Genomic DNA, 19,283 nt, shown 5'->3' with positions numbered 1-19,283 from the left:
GGCCCGCGCGGATTGGGCGAAGTCGTCAGATGTCTCACAGGAGGTGGGCTCGTCGCGGAGCGCGGACACGACCGCGTCGGCACGACGAAGACCTCCCCACCGCGGACGGGTGAGGAGGCCTTCGGACCGGAAGGTGTTCCGATTACTTCTTGTTGCGACTTACTTCTTGTTGCGACGCTGGTGACGCGTCTTGCGCAGCAGCTTGCGGTGCTTCTTCTTGGCCATCCGCTTGCGGCGCTTCTTGATGACTGAGCCCATGTCTGTCCTTGCCTTGTCCTGCCGGTCGCACGCGGCTCACCCGCGCAGGACCAGCCGAAATTGGTGGTTGGTGCGTGTGCCGACGCCGGGCACGTACTCCGCACCTCGCCGAACAGTCCGGGTCAGCGTACCGCCCACGGCCGCGGACAGAAAATCGCATCCCGTAACGCCCGGCGCCCACCTCTCGTTCTGCTGACGACGAGGTGTTGACGCGTCCCCTGCGCGCGGGGGCTGCCCGGGGTCCGGCCGGGCGGCCCCCGTGTCCCCCACCCTCCCCGGGCAGCCCCACACGGCTCCGGACCGGCACCCAGCACCGGGCGGCCCCCGTGTCCCCTCCCCCGGGCAGCCACACCCGGCTCCGGGCCGGGACGCAGCCCACACGACTCCCCCGCATCCGTCCTCCCGGCGAGGTATCCGGACCTACCCCACGAGGAGGTCGCGACCGCGGGCCCCCCGGGGCTACGTTCGCCTCATGCGGGGTCGAGCCTGGCGGCCGGGGGACGCGCCCCCGGTCCCCTTCGCGGTGGTGGTCGCGGGCGTCGTCGCCGGCGTGCAGCTGCTGGGCTGCCTCGGCGCGGCCCGGGCCGCCCACGTGCCGCTGCCGCCGACCGCCGTCACCCTGCTCCTGCTCGGGCCGCTGGCCATCGCCACGCTGCACCGTTACCGACTGGCCCCGATGGCCGTGGCCATCGCCGCGACGGTGACCTACGCGGCCCTCGGCTACCCGCTCGGCCCGGTGTTCGCGGCGCCGGTCGCGGCCCTGTGGCTGGAGTTCGTCCGGGGCCGGCGCGAGCGGTGGGCCGCCGCCCGGCGCGAGGCGCAGCTCGCCCGCGACCGCCGGGCGACCGAGGAACGGGTCACCGTCGCCCGCGAGCTGCACGACGTCATCGGCCACAGCCTGAGCCTGATCAACGTGCAGGCCGGCGTGGCCCTGCACCTGCTCGACAGCCACCCCGAGAACGCCCGGCCGGCGCTGGGCACCATCAAGGCCGTCAGCCACGACGCGCTCGAGGAGGTGCGCCTGGTGCTGGAGAGCCTGCGCGACCCCACCGGTGCGGCGGCACGGTCGCCGTCGCCGACCCTCGCGGACGTGGCCACCCTGCTCGACCGGGCCGGGGTGGACGGGACGGCCTGGTCGCTGGAGGTGAGGGGCACCCGTGGGCGCGTCCCCGCGGCCGTCGACGCCGCGGCATACCGGGTGGTGCAGGAGGCGATGACCAACGTGCGCCGGCACGCGCGGGCGGCGCATGCCGGCATCACCGTCACCTACGGCGAGGACTGGCTCGACGTGTGCGTCACCGACGACGGCGTCGGGTCCGGCGGCGTGGTCGAGGGAGCCGGCACGGCCGGCATGCGGGAGCGCGTCAGCGCGCTCGGCGGCACCTTCGCGGCCGGGCCGCAGCAGAGCGGGTATGCCGTGTCGGCGCACCTGCCGTGGGGCGCCTCCGCGGGGCGGCCCACGTGATCCGGGTGGTCCTGGCCGACGACCAGGCGCTGGTGCGGGCCGGGTTCCGGATGCTGCTCGACGCCGACCCGGGGATCGAGGTCGTCGGGGAGGCCGCCGACGGCGAGACCGCCGTGGCGCAGGTCCGCGAGCTGGTCCCCGACGTGGTGCTGATGGACATCCGGATGCCCGGGACGGACGGGCTCGCGGCGACCGCCCAGGTCCTCACCGACCCGGCGCTTGAGCAGGTCCGGGTGGTCATGCTGACCACGTTCGAGCTCGACGAGTACGTCTTCGAGGCACTGCGCCTGGGCGCGAGCGGCTTCCTGGTCAAGGACACCGAGCCGGCCGAGCTGCTGGCGTCGGTGCGGGCCGTCGCCCGCGGTGACGCGGCACTGTCCCCGGGGGTGACCCGGCGCCTGATCGAGCACGTCGGCCAGCGGGTGCGGCCGGTCCCGGCGCCGCAGCGGGTCGCGGGGCTGGCCGCGCTGACCACCCGCGAGCGGGAGGTCGTCGCCCTCGTCGGCGAGGGGTTGTCCAACGAGGAGATCGCCGAGCGCCTGGTGCTCTCACCGGCGACCGCCAAGACGCACGTCAGCCGCGCCATGCTCAAGGTCGGTGCGCGGGACCGTGCCCAGCTGGTGGTGCTGGCCTACGAGGCCGGGCTGATCCGGCCGGGCTGGATGGCCTGACCGGGGCTACTCCCCCGGCCGTAGCCCAGGTGTCGCCGCCGGGCCGACGCGAGGGTGGTCCCGCCCCGGCGACAGTGAGGTGGTCGGCAGGGTGCCGACGACCGGCACAGCAAAGGGGCACAGACGATGACTTCGGTGGTGACGCAGGCGTACGGGCCGTGGGCGGGTGGCTTCCACTGGTGGTTCCCGCTCATCCCGCTCGCGTGGTTCCTGGTGTTCTGGCTGGTGGTGTTCCTCGTGGCCCGCCGGTTCTGGTGGCGCGGCGGCTGGGGGCCACACCGGGCGGCCCAGTCGGCCGAGGCCGTGCTCGGGCAGCGGTTCGCCGAGGGGCAGATCGACGAGCGCGAGTACCGCGAGCGCCTGGCGGTGCTGCGCGCCAGCACCCCGGGACGGGGCTGAGCGCGGGCGGGCCCCCAGACGTGACGAAGGGCGGGCCGGATCGGATCCGGCCCGCCCTCACCCGTGGTCGCCCACGCTCACGCGGTGTCGATGTAGGAGGACCGGAGGTACTCGTGGACCGCGTCCTCCGGGACCCGGAAGGAGCGTCCGACGCGCACCGCCGGCAGCTCCCCGCCGTGGACCAGGCGGTAGACGGTCATCTTCGACACACGCATGATCGAGGCAACCTCGGCAACGGTCAGGAACCGCACCTCGGAGAGCTGCCGCTCTGTAGCCATGGTGTGCACCTCGATCCTCGGGACGGGTCGATGTCGCCGCCCGGCTCGCCGGCGACCCTGCCCGTCAATGCATCAGTCACGATAGGGGCTGGTGTGACTCGTGGGAAGCGACTTGGAGCGTATATCCGGCGCTTGTCCACCCGACACGCCGGGAATGACCCGATATGTTGCGCGAGCCGCCCCACCGGCGCCCCACCCGGGGCCGGGAAGGGAGCGGACGGGTGGCTTAGTCGAACCAGACGTCGAGGCCGTGCAGGGGGAAGACGGCCTTGCGGGTGGCCATGACGGCCTGGTCGACCGGGTCCTCCGGGTCGTAGCCGACCTCCCACGAGCGCCACCACATCACGCCGCCCTCGGCGACCCCGTCGCCCATCCGCTGCGGGGCGACCCGGGCGTACTCCATCCGGATGTGCTCGCGCCAGTCCTCGGGCACGTCGGCGTCCAGGGGGATCGGCTGGTGGGCGGCGATGGCGGTCAGGTGGGTCCACGCGCGCGGCACGACGTCGACGAGCTCGTAGCCCCCGCCGCCGAGGGCGACCCAGCGGCCGTCGCACTCGGCGTGGGCCAACCGGTGCAGGCTGTCGTAGGAGGTGCGCTGGGCGTCGACGGACAGCGCGAGGTGGGCCAGGGGGTCCAGGAAGTGCGAGTCGCAGCCGTGCTGGGTGACCAGCACCTGCGGTCGGAACGCCCGCAGCAGCGGCGGGACGACGGCGTGGAACGCCCGCAGCCAGGCGGCGTCACCGGTGCCCGGCGGCAGCGCGACGTTGACCGCGGAGCCCTCGGCGTCGGGGCCGCCGATGTCACCGGGGAAGCCGGTGCCCGGGAAGAGCATCCGGCCGCTCTCGTGCAGCGAGACCGTCATGACCCGGGGGTCGTCCCAGAAGATCCGCTCGACCCCGTCGCCGTGGTGGACGTCCACGTCGACGTAGGCGACCCGCTCCGCCCCGTGGTCGAGCAGCCACTGGATGGCGATGGCGGCGTCGTTGTAGATGCAGAAGCCGGCCGCGTTGCCGCGCATGGCGTGGTGCAGCCCGCCGCAGAAGTTCACCCCGTGCTCGGTCTCGCCGCGCCACACCGCGCGGGCGATGTCGACCGAGCCGGCCGCGACGCGGGCGCTGCTCTCGTGCATCCCGGTGAAGGCCGGGTCGTCCTCGGTGCCCAGCCCCCGGGAGAGGTCCGCCGAGCGCGGGTTCGCCGAGGCCTGGCGCACCGCCGCGACGTAGTCGGCGTCGTGGACGGTGAGCAGCAGGTCGTCGTCGGGGACGGGCGGGCTGACCACCTCCACGTCGGGGCGGGAGAGCAGGCCGAAGGCATCGCACAGCCGCGCGGTCAGGTCCAGGCGCAGGGGGTTCATGGGGTGGGAGGCGCCGAAGTCGTATGCCGTGAAACTCTGGTCCCAGATCACGCGCGCCTGTGTGGGCATGACTGGCACGCTACCGGGCGCACGCCCCCCGCGGGGGTGTGCGTCGCATCACCGAGACGCACGCGGAGGACCCTGATGGCGAGGAACCGGCTGTACGACGAGGACGTCGTGGTCATCGGCCTGGGCCGGTTCGGCGCGTCCGCGGCGATGGAGCTGCACCGACTCGGCCACAAGGTCCTCGCCGTCGAGAAGGACCCCGCGATCGCCGAGCAGTTCGTCGGCAAGGTCGGCAAGGTCGTGGTCGGCGACGCCTCCCACCCCTCGGCGATCGAGTCCACGCGCGCCGGCAGCTTCCGCATCGCGGTCGTCGGCATCGGCACCTCGATCGAGGCCTCGATCCTGGCCGCGAGCAACCTCGTCGACGCCGGGGTGCCCTCGGTGTGGGCCAAGGCGGTCTCCCCCGAGCACAAGCGGATCCTGGAGCGCATCGGCGTGCACCACGTCATCCGCCCCGAGGCCGACTCGGGCCGGCGCGTGGCGCACCTGGTCAACGGCAAGCTGCTGGACTACATCGAGTTCGACGACGGCTACGCGATCGTCAAGATGGCCCCGCCGCGCGAGACGGTCGGCTTCACGCTGGCGCAGAGCCAGATCCGCAGCAAGTACGGCGTCACCGTCGTCGGGGTCAAGGCACCAGGTGAGGACTTCACCCACGCCGTCCCCGAGACCAAGGTGACCGCCCACCACACGCTGATCGTCAGCGGCCCCACCGAGCTGCTCGAGCGCCTCGCCTCCCGTCCCTGACGCGAGCCGCCCCGGCATGCCGGCCACCCGGCATACCGGCGGTGCTCACCGCATCATCGTGCTGGGGACCGCGCCGGGGTCGGCGACCAGGGGCAGGACCATGGCCATCTCCTCGGCGCCCTCCTCCTCGCTGACCACGCGCATCGGGCGGCGGTAGTCGGTGGTGCGGAAGCCGAAGCTGCTGGCGAAGGCGACGCCCCGGCCGTTGTCGGTGCCGACCCAGTAGACGAGGTGCTCCTTGCCCTCGGCCCGGGCCTGGTCCGCCCCGGCCTGGACCAGCTTCCACGCCACGCCGGAGCCACGGTGCTGGGGCGCGACCCAGAGCCCGAACAGCTCGGCGACGTCCTCGCGCTCCTCCGAGGAGGAGCCGACGCTCACGACGCCGACGACCGTGCCCTCACGCTCGGCGAGGATGCGGCTCGAGCGGCGCATCCGCTGCCGCCAGAAGTCCTCGTCGTAGCCGGACTCCTCGGCGTGCGTGGCGACGAACGCCTCGGGCGACTCCTCCAGGGCGGCCAGGCGGACCTGGCGGTAGTCCTGCCACTCGTCTTCGCTGAGGGTGCGCACGGCGATGTCCGACATGACGTCACGATCCCATGGACTCGCCGGGCACGCGACGGGTGGCGACCGGGAGTTCACCGTCAACTCCCCTGCCGTTCATGGCAAGCCCGCTGTGCGTCACAGCGGGCGGGCCATCTCGATCTCACGGACGTCCGGGTCGTGCGGGTAGGGCTCGGTGCGCCCGGTGGCGGCGAAGCCGAGCCGCTCGTAGAGGCGGCGGGCGCGGGCGTTGGTGTCGACGACGTACAGCAGGACGCGGGCCTTGCCGCGCTCGCGGGCCCGCCCCAGCGCCGCCTGGACCAGCTGCTCCCCGACGGAGCGTCCGCGCACGCTGGGATCGACCCACATGCCGAAGATGTTGACGTCACCGGGGTGGGCGTCGCGGTCGGACAGGCAGACCGAGCCCACCGGGTCCCCGCCGCACCACGCGAGCCAGTACTCCGCGGAGGCGACGCGTTCGCGCCAGCCGTCGTCGTCGATCGCCAGGGCGTCGGAGTGGGTGGAGCCGAACGCCCACGGGGCGTCCAGCAGCATGGCGAGCCGCACCTCGCGGTAGGCGCGCCAGTCCGCCGGCGTCACGGGGCGGACCTCGATGGTGGTCATGCCGCAGGCTCGCACGCAGGACGTGCGGCGGGCGAGCGAGTTTCGCCGCGCCGGTCCGGCGTGGTCGTGGCCGCTGAGTCGGCGCCGCCGGGGTCAGTCGTTGCCGGGTCAGTCGTTGCCGGAGGCCAGCTGGGCCGAGCGGGCCGCGGCGGCCTCCATCGCGGTCAGGAACGCGGCCCGGACCTTGTGGTCGTCGAGCTGGCGCAGCGCGGCCATCGTGGTGCCCCCGGGGCTGGAGACCTGCTCGCGCAGCACCGTGGGGTGCTGGCCGGTCTCCTTGAGCATGGTCGCCGCGCCGTAGAGCGTCTGGACCACCAGCTCGGTGGAGGTGCTGCGCGGCATCCCCAGCAGCACGCCCGCCTCGATCATGGCCTCGACCACGTAGAAGATGTAGGCCGGGCCGGAGCCGCTGATCGCGGTGACCGCGTCCTGGTGCTTCTCGGGGACGCGGATGACCTTGCCGCAGGAGCGCAGCAGCTGCTCGGCCTCGATGAGGTGCGCCTCGTCGCAGTGGCTGCCGGCGCTGATGGCCGCCATGCCCTGGTCGACCAGGGCCGGCGTGTTGGGCATGACCCGGACGACGGGGGTGCCCTCGGGCAGCCGTTCCTGCAGGTAGGCCGTGGTGATCCCGGCGGCGAGGCTGACGACGAGGTTGCCCGGGGTCAGGTGGTCGCGGATCTCCTCCAGCAGGCCGCCCATGTCCTGCGGCTTGACCACGAGGACGAGGGTGTCGGCCGCGGCGGCGGCCTCGGCGTTGCTCATGCTGCGCACGCCGTACTTCGCCCGCAGCTCGGCGGCCCGGTCCTCCCGCCGCTCGGTGACGATGAGGTCGCCGGCGTCGCGGCCGGCGCGCACCAGCCCGGACAGCAGGGTCTCGCCCATGACCCCTGCACCGAAGATCGCGACCGTGCCCATGCCGTCCTCCCTCGTCCGCCGGCCGGCACCGGCGCTCGGGTGCACCCGCGCGCCGGCTGCTCGGCTCAGCCCTTGGTGGCCAAGCCTCGCAGGAAGAACATCGTGTTGGCGGGGCGTTCCGCCATGCGGCGCATGAGGTAGCCGTACCACTCCTCGCCGTAGGGGATGTAGACGCGCATCTGGTCGCCCCGGTCGGCGATGCGGCGCTGCTCCTCGGGGCGGATGCCGTAGAGCATCTGGTACTCGAAGGAGTCGGCGGCGCGGTCGTGCTTGGCGGCGAGCGCGCCGGCGATCTCGACCAGGCGCGGGTCGTGGCTGGCCACCATCGGGTAGCCCTCGCCGGCCATGAGCACCTTCAGGCAGCGCACGTAGGACTTGTCGACGTCCTCCTTGGCCTGGAAGGCCACCGACTCGGGCTCCTTGTAGGCGCCCTTGCACAGGCGGACCCGGCTGCCGGCCCCGGCGAGGTCGCGGCAGTCGGCCTCGGTGCGGTGCAGGTAGGCCTGCAGCACCGCACCGACCCACGGGAAGTCCTGGCGCAGCTCGCGCAGGACCTCCAGCGTGGAGTCGGTCGTGGTGTGGTCCTCCATGTCGAGGGTGACGGTGGTGCCGGCCCTGGACGCCGCCTCGCAGATCTCGCGGGCGTGCTCGAGGGCGATCTTCTCGCCGTCGCCGGGGAGGTACTGCCCCACCGCGCTGAGCTTGACGCTGACCTCGGCCTTGCCGCCCGGGGTGAGGCCGGCGTCGGACAGCGCCGACAGCAGCGCCAGGTAGGCGTCGCGGGTGGCCTGGGCCTGGGCGAGGTCGCGGGTGTCCTCGCCGAGGTAGTCGATCGTGGTGAGGCGGCCGGTCGCGGCGAGGTCGCCGGCGGCCCGGACCGCGTCGGCCGTGCCGTTGCCGGGCACGAAGCGCCGGACCACGCTGCGGCTCACCGGCGCCTTCTCGATCACGCTGCGCACCTGGTCGCTCTTGCTCAGCTGCAGCAGTCCCTGGCGCAGCACGGCGCTCGCATCCACCACGGTCATGTCCTCCGCTTGCTCACCTGCCGGCGAGGGTCCTCGCCGCGTTGCCGGCAGGCTCCTCGTGGGCCCCTGCCAGCGCACAGGCTAGACCCCCGTCGGGGCGCTCGCCGTCACGGCGTGCGGCGGCGCAGGGTGAGCGAGCCCAGCGCGATGGCACCGACGATGAAGCCGGCCACGATGGCCACGTCCCCGGCGACGTCGGGGCCGGCGTTCACGGTGGTCGTCACGGTCTTCATGGCGTCCACCGCGTAGGACAGCGGCAGCACGTCGGAGACCGACTGGAGCACGTCGGGCAGCCGGTCGCGGGCGATGAGCAGTCCGCACAGGAGGAACTGCGGCAGCACCACCGCCGGCATGAACTGCACCGCCTGGAACTCGGTCCGGGCGAAGGCGCTGAAGAACAGCCCGAGGGCGGTCCCGAGGACGGCGTCGACGACCGCGATGACGACCAGGAGCCACAGCGCGCCGGCGACGTCCAGCCCGCAGACCCAGACGGCGAAGGCGGTGGCGACCAAGGCCTGGACCACCGACAGGGCCCCGAAGGCCAGGGCATAGCCGGCCAGGAAGTCGCCCTTGCCCAGCGGGGTGGACAGCAGCCGTTCGAGCGTGCCGGTCGAGCGCTCGCGCAACGTGGTCACGCTGGTCACGAGGAACATCACGACGAACGGGAAGACCCCGAGCAGCGGCGCCCCGATGTGGTCGAACACGGGGGTGTTCTGGAAGATCCAGGCGAGCAGCCCGATGAGCACGCAGGGCACGACGAGCAGCAGCGCCAGGGTGCGGTGGTCGGAGCGGACCTGGCGCAGCACCCGGGCTGCGGTGGCCAGGGTCAGGCGGGGGTTCATGCGCGCACCTCGGCGTCGATGAGGGCCAGGAACGCCTCCTCGGCGTCCGCGGCGTGGGTGCGGGCGAGCAGCCCGTCGGGGGTGTCATCGGCGAGGATGCGGCCCTCGCGCAGCAGCAGGAGCCGGTCGCAGCGAGCCGCCTCGTCCATGACGTGGCTGGAGACCAGCAGCGTCGTGCCGGCCGACGCGAGGCGGTGGAACATGTCCCACAGGTCGCGGCGCAGGACGGGGTCGAGCCCGACCGTCGGCTCGTCCAGGACGAGCAGCTCGGGGCGACCGACGAGGGCGGCCGCCAGGGACACCCGGGAGCGCTGACCGCCGGAGAGCCGGTCCACCCGGCGCCCGGCGTGGTCGGCGAGGTCGACCAGGCCGATGACCTCCTCCACCCGGTCCTTCGAGACGCCCAGGACCGCGGCGAAGTAGGCGAGGTTCTCCCGGACGGTCAGGTCGGAGTACACGCTGGCGTCCTGGGTCATGTAGCCCACGCGCGAGCGCAGGCCGGGAGAGCCGGCCGGCTGGCCCAGCACGCTGACGGTCCCGCTGTGGACCACCTGCACGCCCACGATCGAGCGCATCAGGGTGGTCTTGCCGCCGCCGCTGGGGCCGAGCAGCCCGACCACCTCACCGCGGGGGACGGTCAGCGAGACGCCGGGCAGCACCTCGCGGTCCCCGCGCACCACCCGCAGGCCGTCCGTGACGACGGCGGGCTCGAGCTGGCTATTCATCACGTGATGAAATATAGGCCGACGGCCGACGTCGCACAAGGGTCTTCGGTCAGGGGGTCGGGGTCAGCCGGCCTCTTCGGCCGGCCAGTTCAGTCGGCCAGTTCAGTCGGCCAGTTCAGTCGGCCAGGTAGCGCTGCAGCGTCGGCGCCAGCTGGGCGACCAGCTCCTCGGTGTCCGCGGAGGCGATCGGCTCCAGGCCCATGACGTAGCGCATCAGCGCGACCCCCACCATCTGCGACACGGCCAGGCCGGCCCGCAGCTCCGGGTCGGGCACGCCGAGAGCGGAGGCGATCCGCCCGAAGACCTCGCGGGCCAGGAACTCGCGCAGCATCCGCGCGGCCTCCTCGTGGCTGACCGCCGAGCGGATCAGCGCGACGAGCCGCTCGCGCCCGTCCGGGCTGTCCCAGATGCCGAAGAACGTACGCACCACGCGCTCGCCGACCTGCTCACGGGGGCCCTCCAGCAGCGCGGCGACCACCTGGGCCGGCCGCACCGGCAGCTCCATCGTCTCGGCGAACAGCTCCGGCTTGCCCTCGAAGTAGTGGTGCACCAGCGCCGGGTCCACCCCGGCGTTGCGGGCGATCGCCCGCAACGAGCTGGCGTCGTACCCCTTGCCGGCGAACTCCTGGCGCGCCGCGGCGAGGATGACCGCGCGGGTGTCCTCCCCCGCCGGCCGGCGCCCCCGCGGGCTCATACCCGCGCCGCCGCGAGGTGCAGCCGGGCGAACGCCAGGGCCTCGGCCAGGTCGACCTCGCGCTCCTCCTCGCTGAGCCGGCGGGTGCCGACCTCGACCACGATCGACCCCGAGAACCCTTGTGCGGCAAGGGTTTCCAGCAACTCCCCGCAGGGCTGGCCGCCGCGTCCGGGCACCAGGTGCTCGTCCTTGGCCGAGCCGAGGCCGTCGGCGAGGTGGACGTGGGCCAGCCGCCGGCCGAGTGCGGTGGCCATGGCCATCGCGTCGGAGCCTGCGGTCGCCGTGTGCGACAGGTCGAGCGTGACGTTGTCGTAGGGCTGGGTCACCGGGTCCCAGTGCGGCAGGTAGGCCAGCAGCTCCCGGCCGCGCGCCCGCCACGGGAACATGTTCTCCACGGCCAGCTTGACGCCGCTGTCGTGCTCGCGCAGGGCGATCCCGTCGATGAACTCCGCGGCGTAGTCCTTCTGCCACCGGAACGGCGGGTGCAGCACGACCGTGCCGGCGCCCACCTCCTGCGCCAGCCGCACCGAGTTGTCCACCTTGGTCCAGGCGTCCGGCCCCCAGACCCGCTGGGTGAGCAGGAGCGTCGGCGCGTGCACCGAGACGATCGGTATGCCGTGCAGCCGGGCCAGCGCGCCCAGCGCGCCGGCCTCCTGGGAGACGGCGTCGGTCTGCACCATGACCTCGACCCCGTCGTAACCGAGGCGCTCGGCCAGGTCGAACGCGGCCGCGCAGCTGTCGGGGTAGACCGAGGCGGTCGACAGGGCGACCCGGGCCCCGGGGACCTGCACGGCGGCGGACATGGCGACGAGCCTAACGAGAGGTGCTCAGTCGCCGGTGATCCAGTCCAGGCGGCGCAGGATCACGCCCTCGCGCAGGGCCCACGGGCAGATCTCGAGCCGGTCCAGCCCGAGCAGGTCCATCGACGCCTCGGCCACCAGCGCCCCGGCGAGCAGCTGCGGCGCCCTGGAGGAGGAGACCCCCGGCAGGTCCGCGCGCTCGGCGTGCGTCATCGCCGCCAGCCGCGGCACGAGGTCGGTGAGCGCCTTGAGCTCGAGCACCCGCGGGACGTAGGGGCCGTCAGCGCTCGGCGCCGCGCCGAGGATCCGCGCCAGGGACCGCATCGTCTTGCTCGTCCCGACCGCGCGGTGCGGCACCCCGGTCCGGGTCAGCTGCCGCAGGCTGCGGGCGATGTCCGCCCGGATCGAGGTCCGCAGCGCCCGCACGTCCTCCGCGGTGGGCGGGTCGCCGTGCAGGTGGTCGCGGGTGAGCCGGCCGGCCCCCAGCGGCAGGCTGATCGCGGCGTCCGGCTCCTCGTCCAGCCCGGCGGCCAGCTCCAGCGAGCCGCCGCCGATGTCGACCACCACGAGGTGGCCGCTGGACCAGCCGAACCACCGGCGCACGGCCAGGAAGGTCAGCCGCGCCTCGTCCGGGCCCGAGAGCACCTGCAGGTCGGTGGCGGTCTCGTCCCGCACCCGCGCCAGGACCGCCTCGCCGTTGGGCGCCTCCCGGATGGCGCTGGTCGCGAACGCCAGCACGTCCTCGACGCCCCGGTCCTCGGCGATGACGAGGCACTCGTGCACGAACTCGACCAGCCGGTCGGCGCCGGCCTTGGAGATGTGGCCGTCGTCCTCGACGTACTCCGACAGGCGAAGCTCGATCTTGTGGGAGTAGGCCGGCAGCGGGTGGGCGCCGACGTGGGCGTCGACCACCAGGAGGTGGACGGTGTTGGAGCCGACGTCGATCACACCGAGCCGCATGGTCCTCAGGCTAGGTCACCCGGCAACCCCCACGCCGGTCCCGCGCCGCGGAGGGGGGCCCGGAGCGGCAGCCCCGGCGCGGCATACCGGGTCAGGACCCGCGCAGGACGCCTAGGCTGGGCGGGTGCCCGAGACCCCGCTCGACATCGCCCGCACCTGGGTCGAGTTCACCGACCCGGCCGACCCGGCGCAGCGGTTCCGCTGTGACCTGACCTGGCTGACCTCGTCGTGGACCTGCATCTACGGCAACGGCTGCCACGGCATCTACGCCGACCGGCCCTCCGACGGCTGCTGCACGCTGGGCGCCCACTTCACCGACAAGGACGACGTGCAGCGCGTCAAGCGGGCCGTGGCCGAGCTCGGCCCGGACGAGTGGCAGCTGCACGACCTCGGCCAGGACGGGAAGTGGACCGAGAAGGAGGACGGCGACCTCAAGACCCGCGTGGTCGACGGCGCCTGCATCTTCCTCAACCGCCCCGGCTTCCCCGCGGGCGACGGCTGCGCCCTGCACCAGCACGCGGTGCGCCGCGGCCTGGAGCCGCACACGGTCAAGCCGGACGTGTGCTGGCAGCTGCCGATCCGCCGCACCTACCGCACGGTCGAGCTGCCGGACGAGTCCTCCTACCTCGAGGTGTCCATCAGCGAGTACGACCGCCGCGGCTGGGGCCCCGGCGGGCACGACCTCGACTGGTACTGCTCCGGCAACCCCGAGGCGCACGTCGGCAAGGAACCCGTCTACCGCAGCAACCGCGGTGAGCTCGTCGAGCTCATGGGACAGGCCGCGTATGACGAGCTGGTCGTCCGCTGCGAGGCCCACCTCGCGGTGGTGAAGGCGGCCCGCTCCAAGGGGTCCCGCACCCTGCTGCCGCTGCTGGTCCACCCCGCGACGCTGCAGGCGCAGGCCGCGGCCGCTGGAGCCCGCGGGGCGAAGGCGGGGAAGGCCGCCGGTGCTGGCAAGGCCGGGGCCGGCAGGGCGACGAAGCCGTCGAAGGCCAAGCGCGACAGGTGAACCGAGGTGCACCGGTGAGCGACCTGCCCGCCTCCGACCACGCCATCCCGAGCCCCAACATCTGGGACACCCCGGACGTCTACGAGGTCGAGAACCGCGGTGTCGACCCGGACGGGGCGATCGAGGCCGCCATGCGGGACATCCACGACTGGTCCGGGCAGCGACTGCTCGACGTCGGCTGCGGCAGCGGCTTCCACCTGCCCCGGTTCGCGCAGGACGCCAAGTCCGTGGTCGGGGTCGAGCCGCACGAGCCGCTGGTCGCCCTGGCCCGGGAGCGGGTCGCCGGGCTGGGCAACGTCGAGGTCGTCGACGGTGCGGCGCAGGCGCTGCCACTGGAGGACGGCTCGGTCGACGTGGCCCACGCCCGGTGGGCGTACTTCTTCGGCCCGGGCTGCGAGCCGGGGCTGGCCGAGCTGGCGCGGGTCCTCGCGCCCGGCGGCACGGCGTTCGTCATCGACAACGACGCCACCCGCTCGACCTTCGGCGGCTGGTTCCGCCGGGCGATGCCGGCCTACGACCCGGTCGCCGTCGAGCGGTTCTGGCGCCGGCAGGGCTGGCAGCGGGAGCAGGTCGACACCCGCTGGCAGTTCGCCTCGCGGGCCGACCTCGAGGCGGTCGTGCGGATCGAGTTCGCCCCGACCGTGGCCGAGGGGATCCTGGCCGAGCACGAGGGCACCGGCGTCGACTACGCCGTCAACCTGTGGTGGCGCACCGTCGGCTGACGCCGTGACCCGGGGGCCGCGGGCCCGTGTCGGTGGGCTCCCCTACGGTCTGCGACATGGCTTCGAAGGCAGGGACCAAGCCCAGCTACAAGTGCTCCGAGTGCGGCTGGGCGGCGATCAAGTGGGTCGGCCGGTGCGGGGAGTGCCAGGCCTGGGGCACCGTCAGCGAGGTGGGCGCGGTCTCCGTGCGCACCGCGCCGGCGGCCGTCGTCGAGCGCCCAGCCCTGCCGATCGGCGACATCGACGTCCGCCGGGCCCAGGCCCGCAGCACCGGCGTCGGCGAGTTCGACCGGGTGCTCGGCGGGGGCATCGTGCCCGGCGCCGTGGTCCTCGTCGCCGGCGAGCCCGGCATCGGCAAGTCCACGCTGCTGCTCGACGTCGCCGCGCGTGCGGCCCGGGAGGGCGCCACGGTGCTCTACGTCAGCGGCGAGGAGTCCGCGGCCCAGGTGCGGGTGCGCGCCGAGCGGATCGAGGCCATGGCCAAGTCGCTCTACCTCGCCTCCGAGACCGACCTGGCCACCGTGCTCGCCCAGGTCCAGCGGCTCGAGCCCGACCTGGTCATCGTCGACTCGGTGCAGACCATCTCCAGCGCCGAGGTCGAGGGCGCGGCCGGCAACGTCTCCCAGGTCCGCGAGGTGACGGGGTCACTGATCGGTGCGGCCAAGTCCCGCGGCATCGCCATGCTGCTCGTCGGCCACGTGACCAAGGACGGCTCGATCGCCGGACCGCGCATGCTCGAGCACCTCGTCGACGTCGTCGTGCAGTTCGAGGGCGACCGGCACTCCCGGCTGCGCCTGGTCCGCGCCGTCAAGAACCGCTACGGCCCGACCGACGAGGTGGGCTGCTTCGACCTGTCCGACGTCGGCATCGTCGGCCTGCCCGACCCCAGCGGGCTGTTCCTGTCCAGCCGCACGCTCGTCGTCCCCGGCACCTGCGTCACCGTGACCCTGGAGGGTCGCCGGCCGCTGGTCGCCGAGGTGCAGTCGCTGGTCGCGCCGACCCAGATCCCGACGCCCCGGCGGGCCACCAGCGGCCTGGACAGCTCGCGGGTGGCGATGATCCTGGCCGTGCTCGACCGGCGGGCGGGGGTCCCGCTGCGGCAGGCCGACACCTACCTGTCCACCGTCGGCGGGGTGCGGCTGACCGAGCCGGCGGCCGACCTCGCGGTCGCCCTCGCGGTGGCCAGCGCCGTCCAGGACCGGCCGCTGCCGCAGGGCACGGTCGCCATGGGCGAGGTCGGGCTGGCCGGAGAGATCCGCCCGGTCACCGGCATCCCCCGGCGGCTGGCCGAGGCGGCCCGGCTGGGCTTCAGGACGGCGATCGTGCCGACGGGCGTCCTCGGCTCCGGCGCCCTGCCGGAGGGGCTGGCGGTGCACGAGGTCGGCGACATCTTCAGCGCCGTGCAGCAGGCCACCACGAGCCCCCGATGAATCACGGGTCACGAGCGCGTCACGAGCACTCGCAGCAGGTCGCGGGCCGTTAGACTGCGCCACAACGGGGCTGATGACGCAGGCCCACCTGGCACGAGGGAGACCCCGATCACCGTGGAACGAAGCGACGACGAGTTGCTGCGCGCCACGCTGGCCGCTGTCGCTCCGGGCACCGAGCTGCGTGACGGGCTCGAACGCATCCTGCGCGGCCGCACCGGCGCGCTGATCGTCCTGGGACACGACCGCACCGTCGAGGCGCTCTCGACCGGCGGGTTCCCGCTCGACGTCGAGTTCTCCAGCACCCGCCTGCGTGAGCTCGCCAAGATGGACGGCGCGATCGTCCTCGACCGCGAGGGCACCCGCATCCTGCGCGCGGCCACCCAGCTGGTCCCCGACCCCTCGATCGAGACCAACGAGTCCGGCACCCGCCACCGCACCGCCGAGCGCGTCGCCAAGCAGACCGGCTACCCCGTGGTCTCGGTGAGCCAGTCGATGCAGATCGTCGCCCTCTACGTCGCCGACCGGCGCCACGTCCTCGAGGACTCCAGCGCGATCCTGTCCCGCGCCAACCAGGCCCTGCAGACCCTCGAGCGCTACAAGTCCCGCCTCGACGAGGTCACCGGCACCCTGTCCGCCCTCGAGATCGAGGACCTGGTCACGGTCCGCGACGTCGCCAGCGTCCTGCAGCGCCTGGAGATGGTGCGCCGGATCAGCGACGAGATCGCCGGCTACGTCATCGAGCTCGGCACCGACGGGCGCCTCCTCACCCTGCAGCTCGAGGAGCTCACCGGCGGCCTGGGCAACGACCGCGAGCTGGTCATCCGCGACTACCTCCCCTCGGCCAAGACCGACAAGGACGTCGAGGAGGTCCTCGGCGACCTCATGGCGCTGTCCTCGACCGAGCTGCTCGACCTGGCCGCGGGCGCCAAGGCGCTGGGCTTCTCCATCGTCGGCGACGCCCTGGACTCGGCCGTCAGCCCGCGCGGCTACCGCCTCCTCACCAAGGTGCCCCGCCTGCCCGGCGCGATCGTCGACCGGCTGGTCGATCACTTCGACAGCCTGCAGAAGCTGCTCGCCGCCAACCTCGAGGACCTCATGGCCGTCGACGGCGTCGGCGAGGGCCGCGCCCGGGCCGTGCGCGAGGGCCTGTCCCGGCTCGCCGAGTCCAGCATCCTCGAGCGCTACGTCTGAGCGGTCCCACCCTCGTCGTGAGCTCCACCGCAGTCCCCACCTCAGTCCTGCACGAGCAGGTCCTCGACTGGTATGCCGTCGCGCAGCGCGACCTGCCGTGGCGCTCCCCCGACGCGACCCCCTGGGGCGTGTTCGTCTCGGAGGTCATGCTCCAGCAGACACCGGTCGCCCGGGTCGAGCCGGTCTGGCACGCCTGGCTGACCCGCTGGCCCACGCCTGCCGACCTGGCCTCCGACGCCCCCGGCGAGGCCGTGCGGGCCTGGGGGCGGCTGGGCTACCCGCGCCGGGCCCTGCGCCTGCACGCGGCCGCCACGGCGATGGTGGAGCGGCACGGCGGCGAGGTGCCCGGCGACCACGAGGAGCTGCTCGACCTGCCCGGCGTGGGCACCTACACCGCTGCCGCGGTGGCCAGCTTCGGCTTCGGGCTGCGTGCCACGGTGGTCGACACCAACGTGCGGCGCGTGTTCGCCCGACTCGTCGAGGGCCGGGCGCAGGCCTCCCCGTCACTCACCCGTGCCGAGCTGGACCTGGCCACCTCGCTGCTGCCCCCGGACGCCGGCCGGGCGCGGACCTGGAGCGTGGGGGTGATGGAGCTCGGGGCGCTGACCTGCACGGCGCGCGCTCCCCGCTGCGGGGACTGCCCCGTCGCCGACCTGTGCGCGTGGCGGCTCGCCGGCCACCCGGCATACGACCGGCCGGCCCGGAAGGGGCAGGCCTGGCACGGCACGGACCGGCAGGCACGGGGCGCGCTCCTGCGCGTGCTGCGGGAGGCCACCGGACCGGTCGAGGGCGAGGTCCTGTCGCGTGCCTGGCCGGACGACCCGGCGCAGCGCGACCGCTGCCTGGACTCCCTCGTCGCCGACGGGCTGGTGGAGCCGTTGTCCGGCAACAGGTTCCGGCTGCCCACCTGACCACGTCCTTGCAGGTCGGGCAGGCGGCCGGTAAGTTCCCTCGACTGTGCGTGCGACGGCGGGGGTGTGGGGGCGGCTGGTCGCCGCGGGGTTCCGCCGGCAGTCGAGCTACCGCCTCGCCATGCTCGCCGGGCTGGCCACGAACGTGGTGTTCGGCTTCATCCGCGCCGCCATCCTCTTCGCCGCGATCGACAGCGCCGGCGGCAGCCTCGCCGGCTACGACAAGGGCACGGCCAGCGCCTACGTCTGGCTCTCGCAGGGGCTGATCGGGGCGGTGACACTCACCGGCATCGCCGAGATCGGGGACCGCATCCGCACCGGCGACGTGGCGGTCGACTTCACCCGACCGGTGGACCTGCAGACCTGGCACCTGGCCGAGGACCTCGGCCGGGCGGCATACAGCCTCATCCCCCGCGGCATCCCCAGCGTGCTGGTCGGCGCGCTGACCGTGGGGATCGCCCTGCCGACCGAGGCGCTGCCCTACGCGATGGGGCTGCTCAGCATCACCCTCGGCGTGACGATCTCGTTCTACTGCCGCTTCGCGGTCAACGTGCTCGGCTTCTGGCTGCTGGACACGCGCGGCGTGCGCACCTTCTATGCCGTCACGAGCAGCTTCCTGGCGGGGCTGTACGTCCCCGTCGGGCTGTTCCCGGACTGGCTGCACACCCTCGCCTCGGCGACCCCGTTCCCCTCGATCCTGCAGACGCCGGTCGACGTGATCTCCGGCCACGTCACCGGCGCCGGGGCCTGGCGCGCCCTCGGCGTCCAGGTCGTGTGGGTTGCGGTCACCTGTCTCGCCGGCCGGGTGCTGACCACCGCCGGGCGCACCAAGCTGGTGGTGCAGGGTGGCTGACACGACGTGGGCCACGCCCTACCGGGCGATCCTCGCCTCGCGGCTGCGGGCCCAGCGCGCCTACCGCACCGGCTTCGCGCTGGACCTGACCAGCAGCCTGCTGATCGGGGTCACCGAGCTGGCCGAGATCTGGATCATCTTCCACAACGTGCGCGTGCTCGGCGGCCTCGACTTCCACGCCATCCTGCTGCTGTTCGGCCTGTCCAACCTGGCGTTCTCCGCCGCCGACCTGCTCGTCGGCCACCTGGACACGCTGCCGACCTACATCCGGGCCGGCACCGTCGACGCCTTCTACCTCCGGCCGCTGCCCCTGCTGGCCCAGCTGATGACCAGCGAGATCTCCCTGCGCCGGATGACCCGCATCGCCGTCGCCCTGGTCGCCCTGGGCTTCGGCCTGACCCTCAACGACATCGACTGGGGCCCGGCCCCGGTCGCCATGCTCGTGGTCGCCGCCGTCTTCGGGACGGCGATCTTCGCCGGCCTGTTCACCTGCGCGGCCGCCCTGCAGTTCTTCCTCGTCAACGGCTCCGAGCTGACCAACTCCTTCACCTACGGCGGGGCCTACGCCTCCAGCCAACCGGCGTCGGTCTTCCCCGCGCCGCTCAAGCTGGTGTTCGGCTACCTCGTCCCGGTGGCCTTCACGGCGTACCTGCCGACCCTGGCGATCCTCGGCCTGCCCGGCCCCGCCGGGCTGCCGACGTGGCTGGCGTGGCTGACACCGCTCGCCGCCGTGTGGGTGTGGGGGCTCGCCGCGCTGCTGTGGCGATGGGGCACCAGGCACTACCAGGGAGGCGGCGGATGACC

23 protein-coding genes are annotated in these 19,283 nt (G+C 73.5%); 11 read left to right on the top strand and 12 right to left on the bottom strand.

The genetic code is table 11. From position 1 onward, the window contains the following. Positions 1-159: 159 nt before the first annotated feature. Positions 160-258, bottom strand: coding sequence for a 30S ribosomal protein bS22 (locus tag VF825_RS16845; RefSeq protein WP_003792170.1), 99 nt, complete (start codon positions 256-258; stop codon positions 160-162). Positions 259-730: 472 nt separating this feature from the next. Between VF825_RS16845 and VF825_RS16840 the strand changes: the two genes are divergently transcribed. The 3 genes from VF825_RS16840 to VF825_RS16830 all read left to right on the top strand — a co-directional run bounded on the left by VF825_RS16840 (position 731) and on the right by VF825_RS16830 (position 2,793). Beyond that, positions 731-1,723 (top strand): sensor histidine kinase, encoded by a 993-nt coding sequence (locus VF825_RS16840; RefSeq protein ID WP_331115477.1) that lies wholly within the window; start codon positions 731-733, stop codon positions 1,721-1,723. Further along, positions 1,720-2,394, top strand: a complete 675-nt coding sequence (locus VF825_RS16835) for a response regulator transcription factor (protein ID WP_331115474.1) — start codon at positions 1,720-1,722, stop codon at positions 2,392-2,394. Before VF825_RS16840 ends, VF825_RS16835 begins: the two co-directional genes overlap by 4 nt. A 126-nt stretch (positions 2,395-2,520) precedes the next feature. Beyond that, on the top strand, positions 2,521-2,793 hold the full coding sequence (locus VF825_RS16830) for a hypothetical protein (RefSeq protein WP_331115472.1): 273 nt from the start codon (positions 2,521-2,523) through the stop codon (positions 2,791-2,793). Positions 2,794-2,870: 77 nt separating this feature from the next. Here the strand turns inward: VF825_RS16830 and VF825_RS16825 are convergent, their stop codons facing one another. Beyond that, positions 2,871-3,071: a helix-turn-helix domain-containing protein gene (locus VF825_RS16825; RefSeq protein ID WP_331115470.1), complete on the bottom strand. Its 201-nt coding sequence runs from the start codon at positions 3,069-3,071 to the stop codon at positions 2,871-2,873. Between the two features lie 226 nt (positions 3,072-3,297). Then, the gene (locus VF825_RS16820; protein ID WP_331115468.1) at positions 3,298-4,494 is read right to left on the bottom strand and encodes an acetoin utilization protein AcuC; all 1,197 of its coding nucleotides are present in this window, start codon (positions 4,492-4,494) and stop codon (positions 3,298-3,300) included. A 75-nt stretch (positions 4,495-4,569) separates the two neighbouring features. On the opposite strand from VF825_RS16820, the gene VF825_RS16815 reads away from it, so the two are divergent. After that, on the top strand, positions 4,570-5,238 hold the full coding sequence (locus tag VF825_RS16815) for a TrkA family potassium uptake protein (protein ID WP_331115466.1): 669 nt from the start codon (positions 4,570-4,572) through the stop codon (positions 5,236-5,238). A gap of 45 nt (positions 5,239-5,283) precedes the next feature. Here VF825_RS16815 and VF825_RS16810 read toward each other — a convergent pair whose 3' ends face one another. The 9 genes from VF825_RS16810 to VF825_RS16770 all read right to left on the bottom strand — a co-directional run bounded on the left by VF825_RS16810 (position 5,284) and on the right by VF825_RS16770 (position 12,363). Further along, the gene (locus VF825_RS16810; protein WP_331115462.1) at positions 5,284-5,820 is read right to left on the bottom strand and encodes a GNAT family N-acetyltransferase; all 537 of its coding nucleotides are present in this window, start codon (positions 5,818-5,820) and stop codon (positions 5,284-5,286) included. A 96-nt stretch (positions 5,821-5,916) separates the two neighbouring features. Beyond that, entirely contained in the window at positions 5,917-6,402 is a 486-nt protein-coding gene (locus VF825_RS16805; RefSeq protein ID WP_331115459.1) for a GNAT family N-acetyltransferase, read from the bottom strand. A 108-nt stretch (positions 6,403-6,510) separates the two neighbouring features. Continuing rightward, on the bottom strand, positions 6,511-7,317 hold the full coding sequence (gene proC / locus VF825_RS16800) for a pyrroline-5-carboxylate reductase (protein WP_331115457.1): 807 nt from the start codon (positions 7,315-7,317) through the stop codon (positions 6,511-6,513). Positions 7,318-7,382: 65 nt separating this feature from the next. After that, positions 7,383-8,342 (bottom strand): proline dehydrogenase family protein, encoded by a 960-nt coding sequence (locus tag VF825_RS16795; RefSeq protein ID WP_331115455.1) that lies wholly within the window; start codon positions 8,340-8,342, stop codon positions 7,383-7,385. Between the two features lie 107 nt (positions 8,343-8,449). Continuing rightward, complete coding sequence (locus tag VF825_RS16790; RefSeq protein ID WP_331115453.1) at positions 8,450-9,184, bottom strand: ABC transporter permease; 735 nt, start codon at positions 9,182-9,184, stop codon at positions 8,450-8,452. Then, on the bottom strand, positions 9,181-9,909 hold the full coding sequence (locus VF825_RS16785; RefSeq protein WP_331115451.1) for an ABC transporter ATP-binding protein: 729 nt from the start codon (positions 9,907-9,909) through the stop codon (positions 9,181-9,183). The genes VF825_RS16790 and VF825_RS16785 overlap by 4 nt, the downstream gene beginning before the upstream one ends. Positions 9,910-10,024: 115 nt before the next feature. After that, a complete protein-coding gene (locus VF825_RS16780) occupies positions 10,025-10,603 on the bottom strand; it encodes a TetR/AcrR family transcriptional regulator (protein ID WP_331115449.1) in 579 nt (192 codons plus the stop codon). Beyond that, entirely contained in the window at positions 10,600-11,406 is an 807-nt protein-coding gene (locus VF825_RS16775; protein WP_331115447.1) for a sugar phosphate isomerase/epimerase, read from the bottom strand. The genes VF825_RS16780 and VF825_RS16775 overlap by 4 nt, the downstream gene beginning before the upstream one ends. Positions 11,407-11,430: 24 nt before the next feature. Then, the gene (locus tag VF825_RS16770; RefSeq protein WP_331115445.1) at positions 11,431-12,363 is read right to left on the bottom strand and encodes a Ppx/GppA phosphatase family protein; all 933 of its coding nucleotides are present in this window, start codon (positions 12,361-12,363) and stop codon (positions 11,431-11,433) included. Positions 12,364-12,487: 124 nt separating this feature from the next. Here VF825_RS16770 and VF825_RS16765 point away from each other — a divergent pair, with 124 nt between their 5' ends. The 7 genes from VF825_RS16765 (at position 12,488) to VF825_RS16735 (ending at position 19,281) form a co-directional block, all read left to right on the top strand. Next, positions 12,488-13,372 (top strand): hypothetical protein, encoded by an 885-nt coding sequence (locus VF825_RS16765; RefSeq protein WP_331115443.1) that lies wholly within the window; start codon positions 12,488-12,490, stop codon positions 13,370-13,372. A 14-nt stretch (positions 13,373-13,386) separates the two neighbouring features. Next, positions 13,387-14,094, top strand: a complete 708-nt coding sequence (locus tag VF825_RS16760) for a class I SAM-dependent methyltransferase (protein WP_331115441.1) — start codon at positions 13,387-13,389, stop codon at positions 14,092-14,094. Between the two features lie 56 nt (positions 14,095-14,150). Further along, complete coding sequence (gene radA, locus VF825_RS16755) at positions 14,151-15,524, top strand: DNA repair protein RadA (protein WP_331115438.1); 1,374 nt, start codon at positions 14,151-14,153, stop codon at positions 15,522-15,524. A 114-nt stretch (positions 15,525-15,638) separates the two neighbouring features. Next, a complete protein-coding gene (gene disA, locus VF825_RS16750) occupies positions 15,639-16,715 on the top strand; it encodes a DNA integrity scanning diadenylate cyclase DisA (RefSeq protein ID WP_331115436.1) in 1,077 nt (358 codons plus the stop codon). Positions 16,716-16,732: 17 nt separating this feature from the next. Next, complete coding sequence (locus VF825_RS16745; protein WP_331115434.1) at positions 16,733-17,626, top strand: A/G-specific adenine glycosylase; 894 nt, start codon at positions 16,733-16,735, stop codon at positions 17,624-17,626. 46 nt (positions 17,627-17,672) lie between these two features. Continuing rightward, positions 17,673-18,479 (top strand): ABC transporter permease, encoded by an 807-nt coding sequence (locus VF825_RS16740; protein ID WP_331115432.1) that lies wholly within the window; start codon positions 17,673-17,675, stop codon positions 18,477-18,479. Beyond that, the gene (locus tag VF825_RS16735) at positions 18,472-19,281 is read left to right on the top strand and encodes an ABC transporter permease (protein WP_331115430.1); all 810 of its coding nucleotides are present in this window, start codon (positions 18,472-18,474) and stop codon (positions 19,279-19,281) included. Before VF825_RS16740 ends, VF825_RS16735 begins: the two co-directional genes overlap by 8 nt. The last annotated feature ends 2 nt before the right edge of the window (positions 19,282-19,283 follow it).

The organism is Oryzihumus sp., from assembly GCF_036391795.1.
Taxonomy (GTDB): domain Bacteria; phylum Actinomycetota; class Actinomycetes; order Actinomycetales; family Dermatophilaceae; genus Oryzihumus.
This window is presented reverse-complemented; position numbering and strand designations above follow the sequence as displayed.

Bases quoted from the DNA above. Each gene is read 5' to 3' on its own strand.
- VF825_RS16845 (WP_003792170.1), bottom strand. From the start codon at position 258: ATGGGCTCAGTCATCAAGAAGCGCCGCAAGCGGATGGCCAAGAAGAAG.
- VF825_RS16840 (WP_331115477.1), top strand. From the start codon at position 731: ATGCGGGGTCGAGCCTGGCGGCCGGGGGACGCGCCCCCGGTCCCCTTC.
- VF825_RS16830 (WP_331115472.1), top strand. From the start codon at position 2,521: ATGACTTCGGTGGTGACGCAGGCGTACGGGCCGTGGGCGGGTGGCTTC.
- VF825_RS16825 (WP_331115470.1), bottom strand. From the start codon at position 3,071: ATGGCTACAGAGCGGCAGCTCTCCGAGGTGCGGTTCCTGACCGTTGCC.
- VF825_RS16820 (WP_331115468.1), bottom strand. From the start codon at position 4,494: ATGCCCACACAGGCGCGCGTGATCTGGGACCAGAGTTTCACGGCATAC.
- VF825_RS16815 (WP_331115466.1), top strand. From the start codon at position 4,570: ATGGCGAGGAACCGGCTGTACGACGAGGACGTCGTGGTCATCGGCCTG.
- VF825_RS16810 (WP_331115462.1), bottom strand. From the start codon at position 5,820: ATGTCGGACATCGCCGTGCGCACCCTCAGCGAAGACGAGTGGCAGGAC.
- VF825_RS16805 (WP_331115459.1), bottom strand. From the start codon at position 6,402: ATGACCACCATCGAGGTCCGCCCCGTGACGCCGGCGGACTGGCGCGCC.
- proC (WP_331115457.1), bottom strand. From the start codon at position 7,317: ATGGGCACGGTCGCGATCTTCGGTGCAGGGGTCATGGGCGAGACCCTG.
- VF825_RS16795 (WP_331115455.1), bottom strand. From the start codon at position 8,342: ATGACCGTGGTGGATGCGAGCGCCGTGCTGCGCCAGGGACTGCTGCAG.
- VF825_RS16790 (WP_331115453.1), bottom strand. From the start codon at position 9,184: ATGAACCCCCGCCTGACCCTGGCCACCGCAGCCCGGGTGCTGCGCCAG.
- VF825_RS16785 (WP_331115451.1), bottom strand. From the start codon at position 9,909: ATGAATAGCCAGCTCGAGCCCGCCGTCGTCACGGACGGCCTGCGGGTG.
- VF825_RS16780 (WP_331115449.1), bottom strand. From the start codon at position 10,603: ATGAGCCCGCGGGGGCGCCGGCCGGCGGGGGAGGACACCCGCGCGGTC.
- VF825_RS16775 (WP_331115447.1), bottom strand. From the start codon at position 11,406: ATGTCCGCCGCCGTGCAGGTCCCCGGGGCCCGGGTCGCCCTGTCGACC.
- VF825_RS16770 (WP_331115445.1), bottom strand. From the start codon at position 12,363: ATGCGGCTCGGTGTGATCGACGTCGGCTCCAACACCGTCCACCTCCTG.
- radA (WP_331115438.1), top strand. From the start codon at position 14,151: ATGGCTTCGAAGGCAGGGACCAAGCCCAGCTACAAGTGCTCCGAGTGC.